This is a genomic window from Enterobacter sp. SST3, assembly GCF_000286655.1.
GTDB classification, from domain to species: domain Bacteria; phylum Pseudomonadota; class Gammaproteobacteria; order Enterobacterales; family Enterobacteriaceae; genus Enterobacter; species Enterobacter roggenkampii.
On sequence record NZ_ALNS01000011.1, the window covers coordinates 48,093 to 66,817 of the forward strand.

General features: G+C 49.0%; 27 protein-coding genes and 3 tRNA genes. 22 read left to right on the forward strand and 8 right to left on the reverse strand.

Going from position 1 to position 18,725, the window contains the following annotated elements:
* Nucleotides 1–19: 19 nt before the first annotated feature.
* The 3 genes from tcyL to sdiA all read left to right on the forward strand — a co-directional run bounded on the left by tcyL (nt 20) and on the right by sdiA (nt 2,381).
* Nucleotides 20–688, forward strand: coding sequence for a cystine ABC transporter permease (tcyL, locus tag B498_RS16090; RefSeq protein WP_008500342.1), 669 nt, complete (start codon nt 20–22; stop codon nt 686–688).
* Nucleotides 685–1,437, forward strand: a complete 753-nt coding sequence (tcyN, locus tag B498_RS16085) for an L-cystine ABC transporter ATP-binding protein TcyN (RefSeq protein WP_008500343.1) — start codon at nt 685–687, stop codon at nt 1,435–1,437. The genes tcyL and tcyN overlap by 4 nt, the downstream gene beginning before the upstream one ends.
* 221 nt (nt 1,438–1,658) lie before the next feature.
* The gene (sdiA, locus tag B498_RS16080; RefSeq protein ID WP_008500344.1) at nt 1,659–2,381 is read left to right on the forward strand and encodes a transcriptional regulator SdiA; all 723 of its coding nucleotides are present in this window, start codon (nt 1,659–1,661) and stop codon (nt 2,379–2,381) included.
* 66 nt (nt 2,382–2,447) lie between these two features.
* Here the strand turns inward: sdiA and B498_RS16075 are convergent, their stop codons facing one another.
* Nucleotides 2,448–2,672 (reverse strand): DUF2594 family protein, encoded by a 225-nt coding sequence (locus tag B498_RS16075; RefSeq protein ID WP_008500345.1) that lies wholly within the window; start codon nt 2,670–2,672, stop codon nt 2,448–2,450.
* Between the two features lie 464 nt (nt 2,673–3,136).
* Between B498_RS16075 and uvrY the strand changes: the two genes are divergently transcribed.
* The 6 genes from uvrY (at nt 3,137) to B498_RS16045 (ending at nt 6,673) form a co-directional block, all read left to right on the forward strand.
* Nucleotides 3,137–3,793 (forward strand): UvrY/SirA/GacA family response regulator transcription factor, encoded by a 657-nt coding sequence (gene uvrY / locus B498_RS16070; RefSeq protein WP_008500346.1) that lies wholly within the window; start codon nt 3,137–3,139, stop codon nt 3,791–3,793.
* Complete coding sequence (uvrC, locus tag B498_RS16065) at nt 3,790–5,622, forward strand: excinuclease ABC subunit UvrC (RefSeq protein ID WP_008500347.1); 1,833 nt, start codon at nt 3,790–3,792, stop codon at nt 5,620–5,622. Before uvrY ends, uvrC begins: the two co-directional genes overlap by 4 nt.
* A 56-nt stretch (nt 5,623–5,678) precedes the next feature.
* On the forward strand, nt 5,679–6,227 hold the full coding sequence (gene pgsA, locus B498_RS16060) for a CDP-diacylglycerol--glycerol-3-phosphate 3-phosphatidyltransferase (RefSeq protein WP_008500348.1): 549 nt from the start codon (nt 5,679–5,681) through the stop codon (nt 6,225–6,227).
* Between the two features lie 152 nt (nt 6,228–6,379).
* Nucleotides 6,380–6,455 (forward strand) — tRNA-Gly (locus B498_RS16055).
* Nucleotides 6,456–6,501: 46 nt separating this feature from the next.
* Nucleotides 6,502–6,575: transfer RNA gene (locus B498_RS16050), tRNA-Cys, on the forward strand.
* An 11-nt stretch (nt 6,576–6,586) separates the two neighbouring features.
* A tRNA-Leu gene (locus tag B498_RS16045) sits at nt 6,587–6,673 on the forward strand.
* A gap of 126 nt (nt 6,674–6,799) precedes the next feature.
* Here the strand turns inward: B498_RS16045 and B498_RS16040 are convergent.
* Genes B498_RS16040 through B498_RS22115 form a run of 5 tightly spaced genes read right to left on the reverse strand, consistent with a single transcriptional unit; the run spans nt 6,800 to nt 9,623 of the window.
* Nucleotides 6,800–7,801 carry a tyrosine-type recombinase/integrase gene (locus B498_RS16040; protein ID WP_032622779.1) on the reverse strand — a complete coding sequence of 334 codons (1,002 nt, stop codon included), beginning with the start codon at nt 7,799–7,801 and terminating at the stop codon, nt 6,800–6,802.
* 1 nt (nt 7,802) lies between these two features.
* Entirely contained in the window at nt 7,803–8,222 is a 420-nt protein-coding gene (locus tag B498_RS0121260) for a hypothetical protein (protein ID WP_008500350.1), read from the reverse strand.
* The gene (locus B498_RS16035; protein WP_008500351.1) at nt 8,222–8,575 is read right to left on the reverse strand and encodes a hypothetical protein; all 354 of its coding nucleotides are present in this window, start codon (nt 8,573–8,575) and stop codon (nt 8,222–8,224) included. The genes B498_RS0121260 and B498_RS16035 overlap by 1 nt, the downstream gene beginning before the upstream one ends.
* A gap of 10 nt (nt 8,576–8,585) precedes the next feature.
* Nucleotides 8,586–9,221, reverse strand: coding sequence for a membrane protein (locus tag B498_RS16030; RefSeq protein WP_008500352.1), 636 nt, complete (start codon nt 9,219–9,221; stop codon nt 8,586–8,588).
* A 9-nt stretch (nt 9,222–9,230) separates the two neighbouring features.
* Nucleotides 9,231–9,623 carry a helix-turn-helix domain-containing protein gene (locus tag B498_RS22115; RefSeq protein WP_071530941.1) on the reverse strand — a complete coding sequence of 131 codons (393 nt, stop codon included), beginning with the start codon at nt 9,621–9,623 and terminating at the stop codon, nt 9,231–9,233.
* 311 nt (nt 9,624–9,934) lie between these two features.
* Between B498_RS22115 and B498_RS23325 the strand changes: the two genes are divergently transcribed.
* The 13 genes from B498_RS23325 (at nt 9,935) to B498_RS15980 (ending at nt 16,663) form a co-directional block, all read left to right on the forward strand.
* Complete coding sequence (locus B498_RS23325; protein ID WP_008500353.1) at nt 9,935–10,138, forward strand: hypothetical protein; 204 nt, start codon at nt 9,935–9,937, stop codon at nt 10,136–10,138.
* Between the two features lie 10 nt (nt 10,139–10,148).
* Nucleotides 10,149–10,349, forward strand: coding sequence for a DUF4761 family protein (locus B498_RS22125; protein ID WP_237716801.1), 201 nt, complete (start codon nt 10,149–10,151; stop codon nt 10,347–10,349).
* Entirely contained in the window at nt 10,339–10,512 is a 174-nt protein-coding gene (locus B498_RS23250) for a hypothetical protein (protein WP_181008254.1), read from the forward strand. Before B498_RS22125 ends, B498_RS23250 begins: the two co-directional genes overlap by 11 nt.
* A gap of 12 nt (nt 10,513–10,524) precedes the next feature.
* Nucleotides 10,525–10,752 (forward strand): phage filamentation protein Fil family protein, encoded by a 228-nt coding sequence (locus B498_RS16020; protein WP_008500354.1) that lies wholly within the window; start codon nt 10,525–10,527, stop codon nt 10,750–10,752.
* Nucleotides 10,753–10,769: 17 nt separating this feature from the next.
* On the forward strand, nt 10,770–11,042 hold the full coding sequence (locus B498_RS16015; RefSeq protein WP_008500355.1) for a hypothetical protein: 273 nt from the start codon (nt 10,770–10,772) through the stop codon (nt 11,040–11,042).
* Between the two features lie 67 nt (nt 11,043–11,109).
* Nucleotides 11,110–11,334 (forward strand): hypothetical protein, encoded by a 225-nt coding sequence (locus tag B498_RS16010; RefSeq protein WP_008500356.1) that lies wholly within the window; start codon nt 11,110–11,112, stop codon nt 11,332–11,334.
* A complete protein-coding gene (locus tag B498_RS16005; protein ID WP_008500357.1) occupies nt 11,331–11,882 on the forward strand; it encodes a 3'-5' exonuclease in 552 nt (183 codons plus the stop codon). Before B498_RS16010 ends, B498_RS16005 begins: the two co-directional genes overlap by 4 nt.
* Nucleotides 11,883–11,890: 8 nt before the next feature.
* Nucleotides 11,891–12,118 (forward strand): hypothetical protein, encoded by a 228-nt coding sequence (locus tag B498_RS16000; protein WP_008500358.1) that lies wholly within the window; start codon nt 11,891–11,893, stop codon nt 12,116–12,118.
* The gene (locus tag B498_RS15995; protein WP_008500360.1) at nt 12,115–13,080 is read left to right on the forward strand and encodes a DNA adenine methylase; all 966 of its coding nucleotides are present in this window, start codon (nt 12,115–12,117) and stop codon (nt 13,078–13,080) included. The genes B498_RS16000 and B498_RS15995 overlap by 4 nt, the downstream gene beginning before the upstream one ends.
* On the forward strand, nt 13,080–13,286 hold the full coding sequence (locus B498_RS15990; RefSeq protein WP_000152897.1) for a hypothetical protein: 207 nt from the start codon (nt 13,080–13,082) through the stop codon (nt 13,284–13,286). Before B498_RS15995 ends, B498_RS15990 begins: the two co-directional genes overlap by 1 nt.
* The gene (locus B498_RS23255) at nt 13,283–13,456 is read left to right on the forward strand and encodes a hypothetical protein (protein ID WP_001098742.1); all 174 of its coding nucleotides are present in this window, start codon (nt 13,283–13,285) and stop codon (nt 13,454–13,456) included. Before B498_RS15990 ends, B498_RS23255 begins: the two co-directional genes overlap by 4 nt.
* A 7-nt stretch (nt 13,457–13,463) precedes the next feature.
* Complete coding sequence (locus B498_RS15985; RefSeq protein ID WP_008500361.1) at nt 13,464–16,094, forward strand: replication endonuclease; 2,631 nt, start codon at nt 13,464–13,466, stop codon at nt 16,092–16,094.
* A gap of 248 nt (nt 16,095–16,342) precedes the next feature.
* Nucleotides 16,343–16,663 (forward strand): hypothetical protein, encoded by a 321-nt coding sequence (locus B498_RS15980; protein ID WP_008500362.1) that lies wholly within the window; start codon nt 16,343–16,345, stop codon nt 16,661–16,663.
* 164 nt (nt 16,664–16,827) lie between these two features.
* On the opposite strand, the gene B498_RS15975 is transcribed toward B498_RS15980, so the two are convergent.
* On the reverse strand, nt 16,828–17,346 hold the full coding sequence (locus B498_RS15975; protein WP_008500363.1) for a hypothetical protein: 519 nt from the start codon (nt 17,344–17,346) through the stop codon (nt 16,828–16,830).
* A gap of 2 nt (nt 17,347–17,348) precedes the next feature.
* Nucleotides 17,349–18,548 carry a hypothetical protein gene (locus tag B498_RS15970; protein ID WP_008500364.1) on the reverse strand — a complete coding sequence of 400 codons (1,200 nt, stop codon included), beginning with the start codon at nt 18,546–18,548 and terminating at the stop codon, nt 17,349–17,351.
* Between the last annotated feature and the right edge of the window lie 177 nt (nt 18,549–18,725).

An 18,725-nucleotide genomic window follows, 5' to 3' on the forward strand; every position in this document is an offset into this window, starting at 1 on the left:
ATCAGGTCGAAAAATAATAATGCAAGAAAGTATTCAACTGGTTATTGATTCTCTGCCGTACCTGCTGAAAGGTGCGGTATTTACGTTGCAGCTCAGTATCGGCGGGATGTTCTTTGGGCTGGTACTGGGATTTATACTGGCCTTAATGCGCTTGTCGCCTGTCCTGCCGGTGCGCTGGCTGGCGCGCTTTTATATCTCCGTGTTTCGCGGCACGCCGCTTATTGCCCAGCTCTTTATGATCTACTACGGCTTACCGCAGTTCGGAATCGAGCTGGATCCGATTCCGGCGGCGATGATTGGCCTGTCGCTCAATACCGCGGCGTACACCTCCGAAACCCTGCGTGCGGCCATCTCCTCCATTGACAAAGGGCAGTGGGAAGCGGCGGCCAGTATCGGGATGACGCCCTGGCAGACGCTGCGCCGGGCCATCCTGCCGCAGGCGGCACGCGTGGCGCTTCCGCCGCTCAGCAACAGCTTTATCAGCCTGGTGAAAGATACCTCCCTGGCGGCAACGATTCAGGTTCCGGAGCTTTTCCGTCAGGCACAGCTCATTACCTCCCGTACGCTTGAGGTCTTTACCATGTATCTGGCCGCCTCGCTGATTTACTGGGTGATGGCGACGGTGCTGTCTGCTCTGCAAAACTATTTCGAAAACCAGCTTAACCGCCAGGAGCGTGATCCAAAATGAGTGCAATTGACGTCAAAAACCTGGTGAAAAAATTCCACGGTCAAACGGTGCTCCACGGGATCGATCTGGAAGTCGAGCAGGGCGAAGTGGTGGCGATTATTGGACCGAGCGGTTCGGGTAAGACGACGCTGCTGCGCAGCATTAACCTGCTTGAACAGCCGGAAGGCGGTACCATCCGCGTCGGGGAGATCACGATTGATACCGGGAAATCCATCAGCCAACAGAAAGGGTTGATTCGCCGACTGCGCCAGCATGTCGGCTTTGTTTTCCAGAACTTCAACCTTTTCCCGCATCGTACTGTGCTGGAGAACATCATCGAAGGGCCGGTGATCGTTAAAGGTGAGCCAAAAGAAGAAGCGACGGCGCGGGCTCGCGAACTGCTCGCCAAAGTAGGGCTGGCGGGGAAAGAGACCAGCTATCCGCGTCGCCTGTCGGGCGGGCAGCAGCAGCGCGTGGCGATTGCGCGCGCGCTGGCGATGCGCCCGGACGTGATCCTGTTTGATGAACCGACCTCTGCGCTCGATCCGGAACTGGTGGGCGAGGTGCTGAACACCATTCGCCAGCTGGCACAGGAGAAACGTACGATGGTGATCGTGACCCATGAAATGAGCTTTGCGCGCGATGTCGCTGACAGAGCCATCTTTATGGATCAGGGACGGATCGTGGAGCAGGGGCCAGCGAAAAGCCTGTTCGCTAACCCTCAACAGCCGCGAACCCGTCAATTCCTTGAAAAATTCCTTATGCAGTAGCATTTTTGCACGCATTTGCTCCAGAAATTGACTCTGGAGCAAATTATTCTCCCTCTGCGCGAGGGCTTCTGTTTTTTTATTCCATCCAGATCGGATAAACCTTATCGATAGTAAAGTTAATTGTGCTATTGCCGATATTTTGTGGCTAGAAAAAAGTTTTATGTGTTAGCTTATATTCACCATAATAATGATTATCTGTTCAGAGGCTTCATTTAGTAAGTATGAAGGATTTAGACTTTTTCACCTGGCGACGGGATTGCTCCCTCCGGTTTCAGGAATTGACCTGTGCCGCCGAGGTATATCAGGAGCTGGAGCGACAAACTCAGGCGCTGGAATTCGATTATTACGCGCTCTGCGTGCGCCATCCCGTGCCATTTACCCGCCCTAAAATCTCCCTGCAAACCACTTACCCAAAGTTGTGGATGGCGCAATATCAATCCGCGAACTATTTCGCGATTGATCCGGTTTTAAAACCGGAGAATTTCATTCAGGGCCATCTCCCCTGGACAGATGCATTATTCGCCGAGGCGCAGGAATTATGGCACAGCGCCCAGGATCACGGTTTACGCTCGGGAATAACGCAGTGCCTGATGCTGCCAAATCATGCGCTTGGTTTCCTGTCCGTGTCTCGTACGCGTGTACAGGAAGGGCCATTAGCCCATGAAGAAATAGAGCTGCGGTTGCAAATGCTGGTGCAAATGGCCTTAACCTCGCTGATGCGTTTTGACGATGAGATGGTCATGCCGCCGGAAATGAAATTCAGCAAGCGCGAGCGTGAAATTCTGAAATGGACTGCGGAAGGGAAGACGTCAGCGGAAATAGCGATCATTCTCTCGATCTCAGAGAATACCGTTAACTTCCATCAGAAGAATATGCAGAAGAAATTCAACGCGCCCAACAAGACGCAGATCGCGTGCTATGCGGCGGCAACGGGACTGATTTGACGCAGTAAAACGTTCTGCGTGACAGACGAGCGAACGGCTGAATGCACTGCATCCAGCCGTTTTTTGTTACTGACGGTACGCTTGCTTGATTTGCTTAACGGTGTTAGCAAATACCGCTGATTCAGCCTGGTCTTCCATCTCCGCGATTTGTTTTTCCATTTTAATGATCACACGACCGGCATCAGCCTGGCCCATCGCCTGCAGCATCAGCGTTAGCAGCGCTTTCAGGCAGTTTACTTCCTGTGCCAGTTCCTGGTTATTCTCCGCAGTGGCAAATTCAGGTGTGCTCATTTATTTTCCTCATTATTAAACGGCGCTAAAGCGCGACGACGAAAGTCAAGGCGGCGGAGTATACCACAAGCTGAAGCAAAAAATGCAGCGGTTGTTTTTCGTACTTTTATGCTGATGTTTAATTGCGTAAACAGATCGTACCGGTAAACTCATTCCGCTAATGATTATTAATTGTTTAGGTCGGGTTCGCTTGCCGTTAATTATTGTTACAAAAAGTTGAACCCTGTTTTTGCGCAGGTTAAGCCAGCCCGTTTTTTGTAACTTTTTGAATACAGATGGTTAAAAAAAGCTGCAAGAGCCCTGAATGCACGGGCTCTCTTTCCACCGCCTGTACAGCCTAATTTCCAAAAACGAGAGCAAAATCGAATAGCCGGTTTTTTAACGTTTTAATCTTGTCAGGAAAACCGTTAATATAAACCAAATTATCACACAGTAGCGTTATCCCTATTCTGGAGACATTTCCTTTGATCAACGTCCTTCTTGTTGATGACCACGAACTGGTGCGCGCAGGGATACGACGCATTCTTGAAGATATTAAAGGTATTAAAGTTGCCGGTGAGGCATGCTGTGGCGAAGATGCGGTAAAATGGTGCCGTACCCACTCCGCCGATGTGGTGCTGATGGATATGAACATGCCCGGTATCGGTGGTCTTGAAGCAACACGCAAAATCGCGCGTACCTTTGTAGACACCAAAGTCATCATGCTGACTGTGCATACCGAAAATCCACTGCCCGCGAAAGTGATGCAGGCGGGGGCCGCGGGTTACCTGAGTAAAGGTGCTGCACCGCAGGAAGTCGTCAATGCTATCCGTTCCGTGTTTGCCGGACAGCGTTATATTGCGTCCGACATCGCTCAGCAGATGGCGCTGAGTCAGATCGAGCCCGAGAAAACCGAATCACCCTTTGCCAGTTTGTCCGAGCGTGAATTGCAGATTATGCTGATGATCACCAAAGGTCAGAAGGTGAATGAGATCTCGGAACAGCTGAATCTCAGCCCGAAAACGGTAAACAGCTATCGTTATCGGATGTTCAGTAAACTGAACATTCATGGTGACGTCGAACTGACGCATCTGGCCATCCGACATGGTTTGTGTAATGCGGAGACGTTGTTAAGTCAGTGAGTGATGTGTTCGATTCAAAAGCATTTCTGAAAACCGTAACCAGCCAGCCTGGCGTCTATCGCATGTATGACGCTGGCGGTACGGTTATCTATGTGGGGAAGGCAAAAGATCTTAAAAAACGTCTCTCCAGCTATTTTCGCAGTAACCTGGCCTCCCGTAAGACCGAAGCGCTGGTCTCACTCATTCAGAATATTGATGTTACCGTCACGCATACAGAGACAGAAGCGCTGCTGCTTGAGCACAACTATATTAAGCTCTACCAGCCGCGCTACAACGTCCTGCTGCGTGATGATAAATCCTATCCGTTTATCTTTCTGAGCGGCGACACCCATCCGCGCCTCGCTATGCACCGTGGTGCAAAACATGCGAAGGGTGAATATTTCGGGCCGTTCCCCAACGGCTATGCCGTGCGAGAAACGCTGGCGCTGCTGCAAAAAATCTTCCCGATCCGCCAGTGTGAAAACAGCGTTTACCGTAACCGTTCGCGCCCGTGCCTGCAGTACCAGATTGGACGCTGCCTGGGACCGTGCGTGGCCGGGCTGGTGAGTGAAGAAGAGTATGCCCAGCAGGTGGAGTATGTGCGCCTGTTCTTAGCAGGCAAGGACGATCAGGTGTTAACGCAGCTGATCGCGCGGATGGAAAAAGCCAGCGCCGCACTCGAGTTCGAAGAGGCCGCGCGTATCCGCGACCAAATCCAGGCGGTGCGCAGAGTGACTGAGAAACAGTTTGTCTCAAATACCGGTGACGATCTTGATGTCATCGGCGTGGCCTTTGACGCCGGAATGGCCTGCGTGCACGTGCTGTTTATTCGCCAGGGCAAAGTGCTCGGCAGCCGCAGCTATTTCCCGAAAGTGCCTGGCGGTACCGAACTGGGTGAAGTGGTGGAAACCTTTGTCGGCCAGTTCTATCTGCAGGGCAGCCAGATGCGCACGCTGCCTTCTGAAATCCTGCTCGATTTTAATCTTGACGATAAAACCCTGCTGGCCGATTCGCTCTCTGAACTGGCGGGGCGCCGGGTCAATGTTCAAACCAAACCGCGCGGCGATCGCGCGCGTTATCTGAAGCTGGCGCGGACCAACGCGGCAACGGCGCTGAGCACGAAGCTGTCGCAGCAGTCGACGGTGCACCAGCGTTTAACGGCCCTGGCGGCGCTGCTGAAGCTGCCGGAAGTGAAACGGATGGAGTGTTTCGACATCAGCCATACGATGGGTGAACAGACGGTCGCGTCCTGCGTGGTGTTTGATGCTAACGGTCCGCTGCGCGCCGAGTATCGCCGCTATAACATCACCGGCATCACGCCGGGCGATGACTATGCGGCGATGAATCAGGTGCTGCGTCGTCGCTATGGTAAAGCCATAGAAGAGAGCAAGATCCCCGATGTGATCCTGATTGACGGCGGGAAAGGGCAGCTCGGCCAGGCGAAAGCGGTATTTGAATCGCTTGATGTCAGCTGGGATAAAAACCATCCGCTGCTGCTGGGCGTCGCAAAAGGGGCCGATCGTAAGGCCGGTCTGGAGACACTGTTCTTCGAGCCGGAAGGTGAGGGCTTCAGCCTGCCGCCGGACTCTCCGGCGCTGCACGTCATTCAGCATATTCGCGATGAATCGCACGATCACGCCATCAGCGGTCACCGCAAAAAACGGGCGAAGGTGAAAAACACCAGCTCACTCGAGACGATCGAAGGCGTGGGGCCAAAACGTCGCCAGATGCTGCTGAAGTATATGGGCGGATTGCAAGGATTACTCAACGCCAGCATGGAGGAAATTGCAAAAGTGCCGGGTATTTCGCAAGGGCTGGCAGAAAAGATCTACTACTCGTTGAAACATTGAGGGCTCTGTAGCAACATAGAGCTAAATTTTACTGACAACAAATAGTTACCGTCACTATGCAATATAACATCCCTACGTTGCTCACTCTTTTTCGTGTCGTACTCATCCCGTTCTTTGTGCTGGCGTTTTACCTGCCGGTTGTCTGGGCACCCTTTGCCTGCGCATTGATCTTCCTTATTGCAGCGGTAACAGACTGGTTTGATGGCTATCTGGCGCGCCGCTGGAATCAAAGCACCCGTTTCGGCGCCTTCCTCGATCCGGTGGCGGATAAAGTGATGGTCGCGATTGCGATGGTGCTGGTGGCTGAGCACTATCACACCTGGTGGGTGACGCTGCCTGCGGCAACCATGATCGGCCGTGAGATTATTATCTCTGCGCTGCGCGAATGGATGGCGGAACTGGGGAAACGCAGCAGCGTGGCGGTTTCCTGGATTGGTAAAGTGAAAACGACGGCGCAGATGGCGGCGCTGGTCTGGATGCTGTGGCGTCCGAACGCCTGGGTTGAGTGGGCGGGGATTGGCCTCCTGTGGGTGGCGGCAGTGCTGACGCTGTGGTCAATGCTGCAATATTTGAACGCTGCGCGCGGAGATTTGCTTGATCAGTGATCGTTTCGCCGTAATTTTCAGCAAACGATCCGGGGATGCAAAAAATAACGTTGACTCATAACGTCATATCAGTAGAATGCAACGCATCGAACGGCGGCACAGCAAGCCGGACGATAATGAAATCAAGTGGTTAGACATTTACTTGATGACATGCGGGAATAGCTCAGTTGGTAGAGCACGACCTTGCCAAGGTCGGGGTCGCGAGTTCGAGTCTCGTTTCCCGCTCCAGATTAAAGACATGCGCAACAGCGGGTGTCAGTTTGAAAAGTTTTACGGCGCGTTAGCAAAGCGGTTATGTAGCGGATTGCAAATCCGTCTAGTCCGGTTCGACTCCGGAACGCGCCTCCACTTTCTTCCCTGGCCGGATGGTGGAATCGGTAGACACAAGGGATTTAAAATCCCTCGGCGTTCGCGCTGTGTGGGTTCAAGTCCCACTCCGGCTACCATGGGAAAAGTAGAATAAAATCAATGATAAGCAGTGTCGTATAAACCACCGAAAGGTGGTTTTTTTATGTCTTCAATTTGGGGCAGTGGCAGCAAAATGGCAGCAGCATGGCAGCACACCTTTAAATTTACTCTGCACGATTATCAAAGGGGTTGAGTGCAACGGCTGCATCAAGATGATTTGGAGCGAAGTGAGCGTATCTCATAGTCATCATGATCGTGCTGTGCCCGAGAATTTGCTGTAATACCAGAATGTTTCCTCCTCGCATCATAAAGTGGCTGGCAAAGGTATGTCTGAGCACATGGGTGCGCTGACCTTTAGGCAGCTCTATCCCAGCCCGTGTAAGTGCTGATTTGAAAGCCTCATATGCAGGGGAGAAGAGTGAACCGCGTTTTTTGGGAAGCATTTCTTGTAACTGCGGCGAAATGGGTACTGTTCGGTTCTTTTTGCTTTTGGTCTGTGTAAAGGTCAGACGTCCGGGAAGAATTTGAGATTGTTTTAAATCCTGCGCTTCACTCCAGCGTGCACCTGTGGCCAGGCAAATACGCACGATAATTCCCAAATCTTTGTTTGCTGACTGGTCACATGCTTCAAGTAGACGAGCAATCTCCCCCTCGTAAAGAAAAGCCAGCTCCTGATCTCCTTCCTTAAACTGCCTGATACCTGAAAGCGGGTTATCTCCCTCCCACTCACCCAGCCGTTTCATTTCCGAGAATACAGCATGCAGGTATGACTGCTCGCGATTTACTGTCGCTTCACTTAGCTTCTTCTTGCCTTTCTGATTCCACTCCCCGCTTAATCGTCGTTCGCGGTATACGGCGAACGTATTTTTATCGAAGTGGGAGGCGAGAGGGTTACCGAGGCGCTCACAGATAGCCAATAGCTTCACTTTTCGCTCATCGCCAGAAGAGAGCGTTTTGCCATGCATTTCGTACCAGCGTTCAACGAATGCCGCTAGCGTTAAAGCATTGTCGCCTATCGCCTGGCTTGAGGCACTATTCATAGTGCGACGCTCAAATGAGAGCGCCTCGCCTTTGGTGGCGAACTGTTTGCGAATGCGCTTTCCATCGCGCCCATAGGGGAAACATTGGCAAAGCCATTTGCCAGAGGGAAGTTTTCGAACCGTCATATTAACTGAATAAGTATTTGGCAATGGCCAAGGCGATACCGGTTGTACCAATCATGGTCGCCGCAATCCATTTAGTCTGATTTGCTATCTCTTTATGCACTGAAATAAGCTCTTTTTGTAATTCTGACTTCAGAGATGCGGTTTCGGTTTTTTGTTCGTTCCGTAGGCTGGCTATTTCTGTTTTCAGCTCCGTCTTGAGTGCCAGAACATCACTTTTTGTTGAAAATTCTTCAGCACGCGCATTGAGCTTGGCTAGGTCGATTTTTATCTGAGTGATGTTTTCTTCAGTTCGCTCTACGCGTCTCTTCAGATCGTCCATACCATTACCCCCATCGTTGCCGTCTGAGCCTCCTTTTTTCCATTTATCACGTGGAAAATCCTTGAGGTTCAAGATGTTGCTAGATTCTGCATTGTTAGCCATCAGAAGCTTCCTTTTTCTTGCTCTATCCAGTTTAACACTGGATAAACCGCGTAATGACTGGTAAACCCGCAATTTTTACAAATCAATCGGTATTCATAATTTAGCAAAGAGTACTGTGGTTCAAACGATTCGATTTGCACAAAGCTGACGTATGCTTCGTTGGAGGCACCTTCTGGTCCAGCAGTCATCACTTGAGCTTGAGGAATGCCAATATCGAGACTACCGCAACTAAGGCACTTGATGTCCTTGCCGACCTTTGCATCCAAAAACTCAGCGAACAGCTCAGGAGTTACCTTTTCTAGTCGTGAGAACAATAAGCGTTTTAACTGTTCAGGCCTTTTTTCTTCACTCATGATCCTGTCCTTAAAAAATAAGAGCGCCTAAAATGAACCCAACTAGGAACGTAAGTCCGATTTCATTAGGGTATCTTTGAAGTAATGCAACAAAACCGAGTCGGGAAACTTCTTCTCCGCTAGATTTAGATATAGGGAGAACTGAGTTGTTTTGTTGATCAAGCCATAAAAGAGCCATTTGAAGTTGATTACGAGTGAGATCATTTAAACGCCCAGTGCCAAAGTTGACGTGGCAGTAATGAATCAACTTTTGTCGTAGCTCGCTATCTTCACTATTACGAAGAAGGAGACTGACTAAAGCTTTGCTGGCATCTTTTTCTTTACATCGCTCAACCATCGCCTGCAAGTAGCTAAGTGCCGTCTGGTACTGATTGACGGTCATTTCCTCTATGCTTGACACACCAATCTCTGCGTGCACTTTTTGCCAAACTTCATACGCTTCAGAATTAGAGGTTTCTGACACTTCTGCAACAAGGGCATTCAGTTCTTTTCTTTGCGCCTTGACGAGCGGCCGCTCGTCATGAGCATCTGAGGGGATCGCAATGTTGATGGTGTGACGACCATCAAATTTATGTATTTGAACGCGGTTTTCTGTGAAGTCGCGTCCAGCTGTCCGGTTTAGATCTCCTGAGGAATTCACTTCCATACTACTTCCCTATTTATTGTTTTCGTTGTAATCCCTGCCAGCAACACGGTTGCCACTTCCTGACACGTTGACTGAGTTTGAAACTGAGTTGCCAGCTGTTAAGGCTGCAAATACAGCAGCTTTGATAGCTAATGGAGCGTTTCTGAAATGATTAATTAGCTCATGCTCGTCCCTTGTTAGTGCAACTCCTCCTGACTCTTGCCCCGTCAAAATGAACTGGACGTTAGCCCCATTCATTGCAAATGAGAGTAAAACATCTCCTCCGGGCACTATTGAGCCTCTCTCGTATTTTCCCCATGTTTCACGCGAAACACCGCACAGAGCCGCTGCCTCAGCCTGACTTAGGGCTAAACGCTTCCTTTCTGATTTCAATCTAATGACGCAATGAGATGTAAAGCTCACATTTACCACCTTGACAAAAGAGATCTATAGATCTCATAATGTTTTCCACAGACACTTAGCAGATCACAATATACCACTATGACACAAGTACAAAACACACAGCGGGCACGTACGCCCAAAAACAGCGTAGCTGGCGGTTCTTTGCCACTGCGTTTGTCCCCTGAAGAACGCTCAGAGATCGAGACCATGGCAGAGGCTGAGTGCCGTTCAGCATCAAACATGGTACGCATCGTCTTTTTGCGTGGCCTTGAATCCATGAAATCTGAGCCGCAACAGCATTCTGGTAATTAACATCGGACACCGAGGTAAAAATGACGGGCGTAACCATCAATATGAATGTTGCAGCTCCTTATATATCTCTGAAGGAGTATTCCAGAATAACCGGGATTCCATTCGAAACATGTCGGCTAATGGTTCGTGATGGGAGAATAATTATCAGACCTAAAGAGTTAACGGGGGGCAAGGTGGAAGTGAATATGATAGCCATGCTCAAGGATGCTATCGCAAACAGTTAACAGGAAAACCATGCATCAGCTCATTCAACTTAGTCGGCATAGTTATGTTTATCGCGGATTCACGATTCATATGTGTCCAAGAAGATCACGAACTATGCAGAGAGCGTATAGCGTTTTAAATGACGGTAACTATTTCGGCAGAGACTTTGCACTAGCAGAGGCAATGCAGACAATTGATAAACTAAGAAGTGGGGGAAAAAATGAAGCTTGAAATGATTGTTGGGCTTTTATTTTTCTCAATCGTGGTATTGAGCATTATTCAGTTTCTACTCAGATTACACTGTAAGAAAGTAAGGCAGAAAAGAGAAAAAGCCTTATCAGAATTTAAAGCGCGTCGGGAAGAGGTAGAGCGCAAAGCACGCGGGCAACTTTAACAGGTATACGATATGAACGAAGAGAGCCCTTCACTCGCAAGCCTCCTGAAAAATGGTTGTCAGATAACGCACTACCGTAATACGCGGGGCTGGATTGAATGCCCGGACGGGCGTTTCTTTAAGCCGGAACCTAATAAGGTTCGTTTTGTTAAGGGTATGAGCAAACCTTTTATTTATACAAAAAAGATAAATAAAGGTGTGCTGGCTACTCTGGCAAGAGCATTTAAAAAACTCTTGTAACAAGAAAAGGGGCTTACATGTTTACTGAAGAGAAAACATCGTGGGAACGGGAAATGCTGATCCGCGAGGCGGTAGAAAATGCGGAGCAGGGTTTTACCGTAATTTTGAAAAACGGAAATCGCATTATCGTTTCGCCAGATAGCCCATCTATTGATCTGATTATTTACGGGCTAGAGAAAACAATCCGAGGTAATCACGAGCGAGCGCGAATGACCTTTATTGATTTTCTTTATTACTGGCACGAAAGGTTGTTTAAACAGGTTAAAAGAAAACCTCGCCCTAACCACTAATTAAGCAGGCTTAAATTAACGGCATTTATTTTGCCGGGGATTCGTTTTGCCTTTTTCAGGAGGTTGCATGTCGGTTAAGTCAATAAAGCTGGATGGCGAAATAAGTGATCCGGAGTTTGTAGAGATAAGCACCAACGCACGAAAACACGAACGCGCCCACCTTTTGGGGTTGCTTCGTATTTTTGTCGGCCAGCTGAAAAAGGAAAGCGCCACACCAGAAGAGATTTATTCATCAGTCGAGCGGTGGATCGCAAGCCGCGAATTAACCATTAACGAGGGTAACAAACAATGAATAACTTCATGTTAGATATTCGCGCGCTGGGGAAAGCGCCAGACTCGCCGATCTTTGCTATTGAGTGCGTATTCTTCGAGCCATCAACGGGGAAGATTGGCCCGCAATTCTATCGCGCTATAAATATCAGGACGATAGGGGCTATTTATCCTGAAGCTGTTTTGCAGCTCATGAAGGGGGACAACGCGCAGCGTGCTGAGGTTATCAGTGCGGCATGTAGCGAGGTAAGCGCTATACGGTTAGCCTGCCAGTTTATTAACACCACCGCATCAAAACACGAAAACCTCTATTGCTGGTCTGCGGCCAATTCAGCTGATGTGGCTACGCTGGCTCATGCTCTCTCTCGTTATGGCATCTCAGAGCAGCTTCTGCCTCCTTTTGAAATTCGGCATCTCTCAACGTTAATCCACATCGCCGGTATCACCGGATATACACCACACCCGCGCCGCTCGACGGCAACCTACATGCTGACCGATGCCGTATATCGGGCAGAGCAGGTTTGCGAGGTCTGGCAGCGTCTGACCAGTCCTCACTTTGAATCCCTGTGAGGCCAGCCATGCATCCGCGTCTTTCAGTCGTTTGCAGCGCGCCATTGCCTGTATGCACCAGGGCGATTGCCGCCCTGAAATGTTTTTCACGTGGTCAGCGCAACTTCACCCGCATCAAGCCGCACGCCTATCTCGTGATCCGTATTGGCCGCCGCTGGCGGTTGCTTAGCAAGAACGGCGGCGCTCAGTGGCGACTCATGACCCATGAAACCTACAACCAGGAGTTTCGCAAATGATCAGATCGCCAATTAAATGGGTGGGAGGAAAAACCCGCGTTATGCCGCAGCTGCTTAAGCGTTTGCCGAAAGCGGATTGTCTGATTGAGCCGTTTGTGGGTAGTGGAACTGTGTTTATGAACACGGATTACCGCCGCTACGTTCTCTGCGACAGCAATATCGCGCTGATTAATTTTTTCCGACAATTAACCGGCCGCAAAGAAGACGCTATTGCCGCCTGCCGCTGGGCTTTCAAAGGCGGAAACAGTGCGGAGGAATACTACAGACGGCGCACAGAGTTCAATTCACTGGCCCGCCAGGCTGACTCCGATCCGGACGCAGCAATGCTTTATGCCGCGTATTTCCTGTATCTGAATCGCCATGGCTATAACGGTCTGTATCGCGTTAACCAGAAGGGTGAATTCAACGTTCCATTCGGTAAGTATGCCGAACCTTACTTTCCTGAAGCGGAAATGCGCTTATTCGCCGAAAAGGCCAGCGACACAAAAGCGGTCTTTATCCATAGTGATTTCCGCCAATCTATCCCTGACGTTATGCAACTCGCGCATGACGCGGTGATTTATTGTGACCCACCCTATATCCCTGCGAGCGACACCGCCAATTTCACCGCATACGGCAAACCCTTTACCCTAGATGATCATCGCGCTCTGGTAGCGGCTCTTGTGGCTGTTAACCGTCAGTACGCCACCCGCTCGATCATCTCAAACAGCGACACGCCTGATACCCGCGAAATTTATTCCGCCTTCAACCTTCACTCCCTGAGTGTCCGCCGCTCTGTGAGCGCCAAAAGCCGCGATATGGCTGGCGAGGTTATTGGCGTTCTTCGCGTGTGTGATGGCTGCGATCGTGCTGGCGGTGGTTGCTGTCCGGATTGTGGGCCGGTAATGGGGAATGCGACTTACGGCGAGATGTTTTTAGGCTTCGACCCTGCCAAGGGCTGTGAAACGCAGGAGCCTTTCTGATGACCATTAAAAAGACTCATACGGGCATCGTTATAACCAAAGACGGCCCGCAGCGCAAGAAGCTGCACCAGACGGAATCCATGTGGGTAGTCGGCAAAACAGAGTGCTACCGGAAAGACACCGGCAAACGTCACTTTGCCGAACATACCCGCCGTCGATTGCTGCTTGACTCAATCGAAGAGATTCGGGAGGTCGCCACCCGATGAACACAGTTGATGCAGTGATCACTCGCGTGCTCGACGTTCGCCCATACCGCCATTTCTGGATCGTTGAGGTGGAGGTATTGAGCTGGGGCAGGTACAGCCGTACGACCATTATCCGTGATACCGAAAAAGATGCTCGCCAGGTTCAGCCCGGTGACACAGTGACGGTTTAGGTGGTGTATGTCAGATCTCACCGCCTTAGCATGGGAATGGAATACCAAACGGCAGGCCATCAACCCCCATAAAACCGAAAGTTCAGCCATTGAGTATCTGACACCGAAAGGCGAGCGCAGGGCGCTCGCTTATGGTGATCTGGTTGATACGGTCTACCGCGCACCATTGCGCCCGCGCGAGGGCGATGCGCGTGAGGCATTTGATCGAAATGGCCGCGCTAACTACCTCCGCCGCCGGGTGCAAACGCTCCCGGCGTTTATCCGTAAGCGCTTCTCGCAGCACCTTGAAAACCTCGAACGCAGCAAACCAAAAGACGTCGTGCGTTGGCTGTTCGGTACGTTTGAGCGTCATGTCTTACGCCGTGTTGATGCGGTTAACGCGCAATACCTCCCACAAAGTACGCTCCCGGCGCTTCTTCTTCCGCTGCGTGATGAATTTCACCTGCTGCCGTGGGCGGACAAAAAGCGTCTGAAAAGACTGGCGTATAAGCTTGCGAACTTGATGAAAAGCGAGTTTATGCGCGAGTTTGATTTTCAGTATGAGCAAACATCCGATCTCGAGTTTTCGTCGATTTACGCGTACGGGGCTATAGCGAGCAAAGCGGCGACGCTCAATATCGCGATCCCCGGATGGGCGCGTTATTGCGACGAAGAACTGGACGCCGACGAGGCGCTGCGTGCCGCTGGCAGACTTCATTCCGAAAAATGGTGGCTTAACAAAATCCGCCGCATCCATGACTGCTGGCGCGAACATCTAATGATCGCGACCGGCTACGTCAGCAAAGTGGCTTCACCATATTGCTCTGATCCTTGCTTCAGGGAATGGGTGGCGCAGAAAAAAGCGAACTTCGAATTCCTTCAGGCGATGGAGTTGGAAGACCAGGACACCGGCGAGCGCAGCTCATTACTGGATAAGGTGATGGGTAGTGTTTCCAACCCGAAGATCGCGCGGCATGAGCTGATGGTGCGCATGCGCGGGTTTGAGGATATGGCGAATGAAATGGGGCTGGTTGGCATGTTCTACACGCTGACAGCGCCGTCGCGTTACCACTCAACGCATGTCCAGTCAGGCAGACGAAACGATAAGTACCAGCACACCAGCCCGCGACAGACGCAAAAATACCTTTGCAAAGTCTGGGCGCGCGTCAGAGCCAAATGGAGTCGTGAAGGTATCCGCACGTTTGGTTTTCGTGTTGCAGAGCCACACCACGATGGAACCCCTCACTGGCACCTGCTGCTCTTCCTCCGTCCTGAGGAGGTGGAGTATGCAACAGCCATTTTCCGTAAGCATGCCATGAGAGAAGACGGGCAGGAGCCGGGGGCACAGGAGCACCGCTTTACCGTTAAGCCAATCGACGAGCAATTTGGCTCGGCGACGGGCTACATCGCCAAATACATTTCCAAAAATATCGATGGATACGGCATGGATGGTGAGCTTGATCTTGAGTCAGGCCAGCCAGTCAGGGATATGGCAAAGCGCGTGCGTGCCTGGGCTTCACGATGGAATATCCGCCAGTTTCAGCAGATTGGCGGCGCGCCGGTGACCACCTGGCGGGAGCTGCGTCGGTTAGGTGACCGTGAGCTGGTATTGCATCCGGAGCTGGAAGCGGCACGCGCCGCAGCCGATGCGCCAGACTGGCCGGGATATACCAACGCTCAGGGCGGGCCATTTGTCGCGCGCGATTGCCTGCGCGTTCGGCTTAACTATGAATTCACCGAAAACGGCAATGATTATGGTGACACGGTCGCCAAAATTACTGGCGTTTATTGCCCTTATACGGGCAGCGAATCAGTCATTTTCACCCGTACCACCGATTACAAGATTGTGCCTAAGCGTAAGCCGTCGTCGGTCGAGATTTTGACCTTAGAAGGCCGCGCAGCGGCCCCTCGGAGTTCTGTCAATAACTGTACGGGGTGCTCCGGAACGGACGAAAAACCACCGTTAAAAGTGGCGGTGCCAGCTGGTACCACACCGTCAAAACCGACAATGCATGCCGGTATTGATCACCCGGACAGTCAGATGACAGAACTTCCGCTGAATATCGAAGATTTGCGCCGATATTCACGCCAGCAACGGCAGGAAATCACCAGCAGACTGAAAAACTTTGGCCACGAAAGCTCAGATCAAGCCTTCGAGCGTACCGCGCGCGGCCTGCGCACGTCTGTTGATGATGAAACTGCGTTGACGTGGGGGCCAAACGTGGCCGCTGCGAAAGATATGAGCCTGACACCGGAAGAGGCAGAACAGCGTTGGCGCGAACAGCTGCGGACCGAAGCGGAACGGCGTGCGGATAACTATGCCGCCGCAGTTGCGGAATACCAGAAGAAAAAAGCCGAAGCGACACTGCGACAGGCACAGCAAAGGGATGCTGCGAAACAAGACGGAGTCAGCGAGGAAACCGTCGCCAGCATCGGCGCGCAGCTGCGTAGTTGCCGGATTTTCGTCAGCGATGACGTTGTGAGGTCGATTGCTGGTGGAGCCCGCGTTCGCCACGGCGGCGGACTGATCGCCATGAGCAATGGCCGGTTGCACGAAGTAAAAGCATGGCGTGCCGGTGAGAAAGATAAACCGACGTCTGAATACATGGCGGTGTGTGACCTGGTCACGCGCTGGAAGAAGGCAGTTAAGTTTAAGTAACAAGCTGAAATTAATGGAAAAAATGAAAATTTCGGGGTTAGATGCGAAAGGGAATTAAATGAAGTTCAGTTGTTAAGGTGGTAATTTGCGGGATTTTCATCAAGTTTTTAGTCGCGCTCGCGTTGCCGAAATTTTTATCACGGCAATGTGATGACTGTAGCACCTACTTAAACTCGGTGATTGTAATTGTCTGATTATTGTTTTTTTATGTGCAATGGACTAGACAATACACAGCAAATGGAGGCGTTATGCCCGATATCACGAAAGACGATCTTTTGTACGACGATTATAATTGGAAAGCTAAACAACAGGGCGATGATCCGAAGAAAAAGAAATCTGATGGAGAGCGTTTTAGTCGCCATGAGGGATATGAAATGTTATATCTCTTGAATGAGGGATTTTCTAACAGTGACGAACTTTCAATCGAAACTAAAAAGCGTATTGAATGGTCAATCAGAAATCTTCTCCCAGCAGGTACTCAGTCGCGCAGTGATGTCGTGACATGGGTTGTCAATAATAACGAAATACATAAAAAAGCATATCAAAAATATTTGGATGCAAAAAGCTAAGGATTATTCGTTTTCGAATAATATTAGTGGTTCCTATAATGAAAATGCACCCTGCTAGGGGTGCATTTTTTTTAGTGTTTTTAGTTTCTTTATTAACTTTGTTTTTAATTCTTGTGTTGTCAATAGTCCAAAAACCGCCGTATTGGCGGTTACGTGTAAATGAATTATGGGAAATATATGTTGTGAGATGAGTTGTGTGGGTTAAATTCAGCTAGTTGGGGTATTAACCCTCTATTCCAAAGCAGTGTCTTATTCATGTTTAGACTATCTAGCTTTGTTAGTCTGTTGCGTAGAGCAATAAACTCACTCTTGAAATTGTCAGCTGAAATAATTTTAGGACAGAAGCAAGAATAAAGTCTGTGATTACTGATACCACATGCAAAAGCTAGTTCGCCTTCAAAATTATCAGTTTGTTGGAATAAGTGAATTACATGTTTTTTTGATTTTAGTAGATTGATGTTTTCTTTAAATCTGTCAATGTTCTGAATTCTATCGGTATCATAAACGACAAGAATATCACTTTTTTCAGTTAGTGATGGCATTAGTTTTTTAATGCTGACATTCCATAAGTTAGCAATCACTATTTTTTTGATTGGATATCCAAGCAATGTTTTAAAATCATTAAACAATGCTTTCTCTGTTTCTCCTTCAACAAGGATAATCGCAAATTTCTTAGCCGTCATAATCAATCCTCAAACAGCATTTCTTCAATTAATGAAACGTCAGGGATAGTAGTAAAACAATCATTTTTGACTTTACTCAATAGATTTCTATCATTTTTTTTATGTTGTGACGTTGCTTCAACAAAGGTTGTTAACCCATCTATTTTCTTTGTAAATGTATAAGAATGAGTAGGCAAGTCGAGACTTAAAATATCATAATTATGAGTTGTGTAGATAAACTGCCCATACCTGCAAAGCTTCGATATTATTAAAGTGACCATCATTTTTTCTAATTCAGTATGAGTGAAGGCCATTTTTTCATCTAAAAAATAAATCCCGCTGCATGGGAAATTTAGTTCACTTTCTTCTGCTTTATCTTCCAACACGCCTGAAAGAAGATGAGATATTTTCACAGCCTCATAAGTACCGCGAGACAGTCTGTCTTTATTCGTGATTTCACCTTCCATATCGATGATAACTTTATCACCATTATTAAATACTACTGAATAGCCTTGCAGGTCTTCCTTGCCTTCATCGTCTTTAACTGTCAAACCGGAAACTGATTTAACTGTGTTGTCGAAGGTTTTAAGTATACTCTTGAGAACATTTTTTTTAATACGAGAAATCTTATCAGTGTTTTCTTGGTTTTCAGATAAAATAAAATGCCAACCAAGGACAAAGTCCAAATCAACTAAGTGTTTTGTAAAGTCTTTTGGATTTGTATTCTCAGTTGAGAAATACCTGTTGGGTCCGTTTAGCTCGAATTTTTGAGCCTCCCAGACCGCATCTAGTCTTTTAGTCGTTTTTGCGCATGAATCCATTTTACGAAGGTCAACTGATGCCATGGCGATTTTTTCTACACTGACAGTATCATCCGTAGCTTGTAACCAAACACCCGTCCTAAACAGGCACTTCAAGTGGCTTTGAAAGAAGTCAACTTCAATATATGCAGGTTTTGTTTTATCTGTGATTTTTAACGGGTCTGGATTGAAAACCCCATTACTGAGAAAACGCAAAACTGCCAACATGACTCTGCCAAGCGAGGTTTTTCCTGATGCGTTGGCTCCAGATACTACACAGACCTTTTTGAAGTAAAACTTTTCATACCCTTCAATATGCTCGCCCTCTAAGGTGCTATTGACTGGCGCTCTGGAGAAACTGAGGTCAAGAGTGCTGTTTGCAAAGCAAAAAAGGTTGTCGATTTTAATTTTTGTAAATGCCATTTTGTTCCACCTTTTGGAAGTAAATCAAACTTAGTATGGAGTTTACATGTAAAAGCCTAGTAAGCAATACGAGGAATCAAGTAAGAGCACAATCATGCACAAATTTGCACAGTTTACGAAAGGCTGCTTTTGCTTTGCCGCCTCAGTGCTGGTGAGGCCTTGAGGGTCTTCACAAAG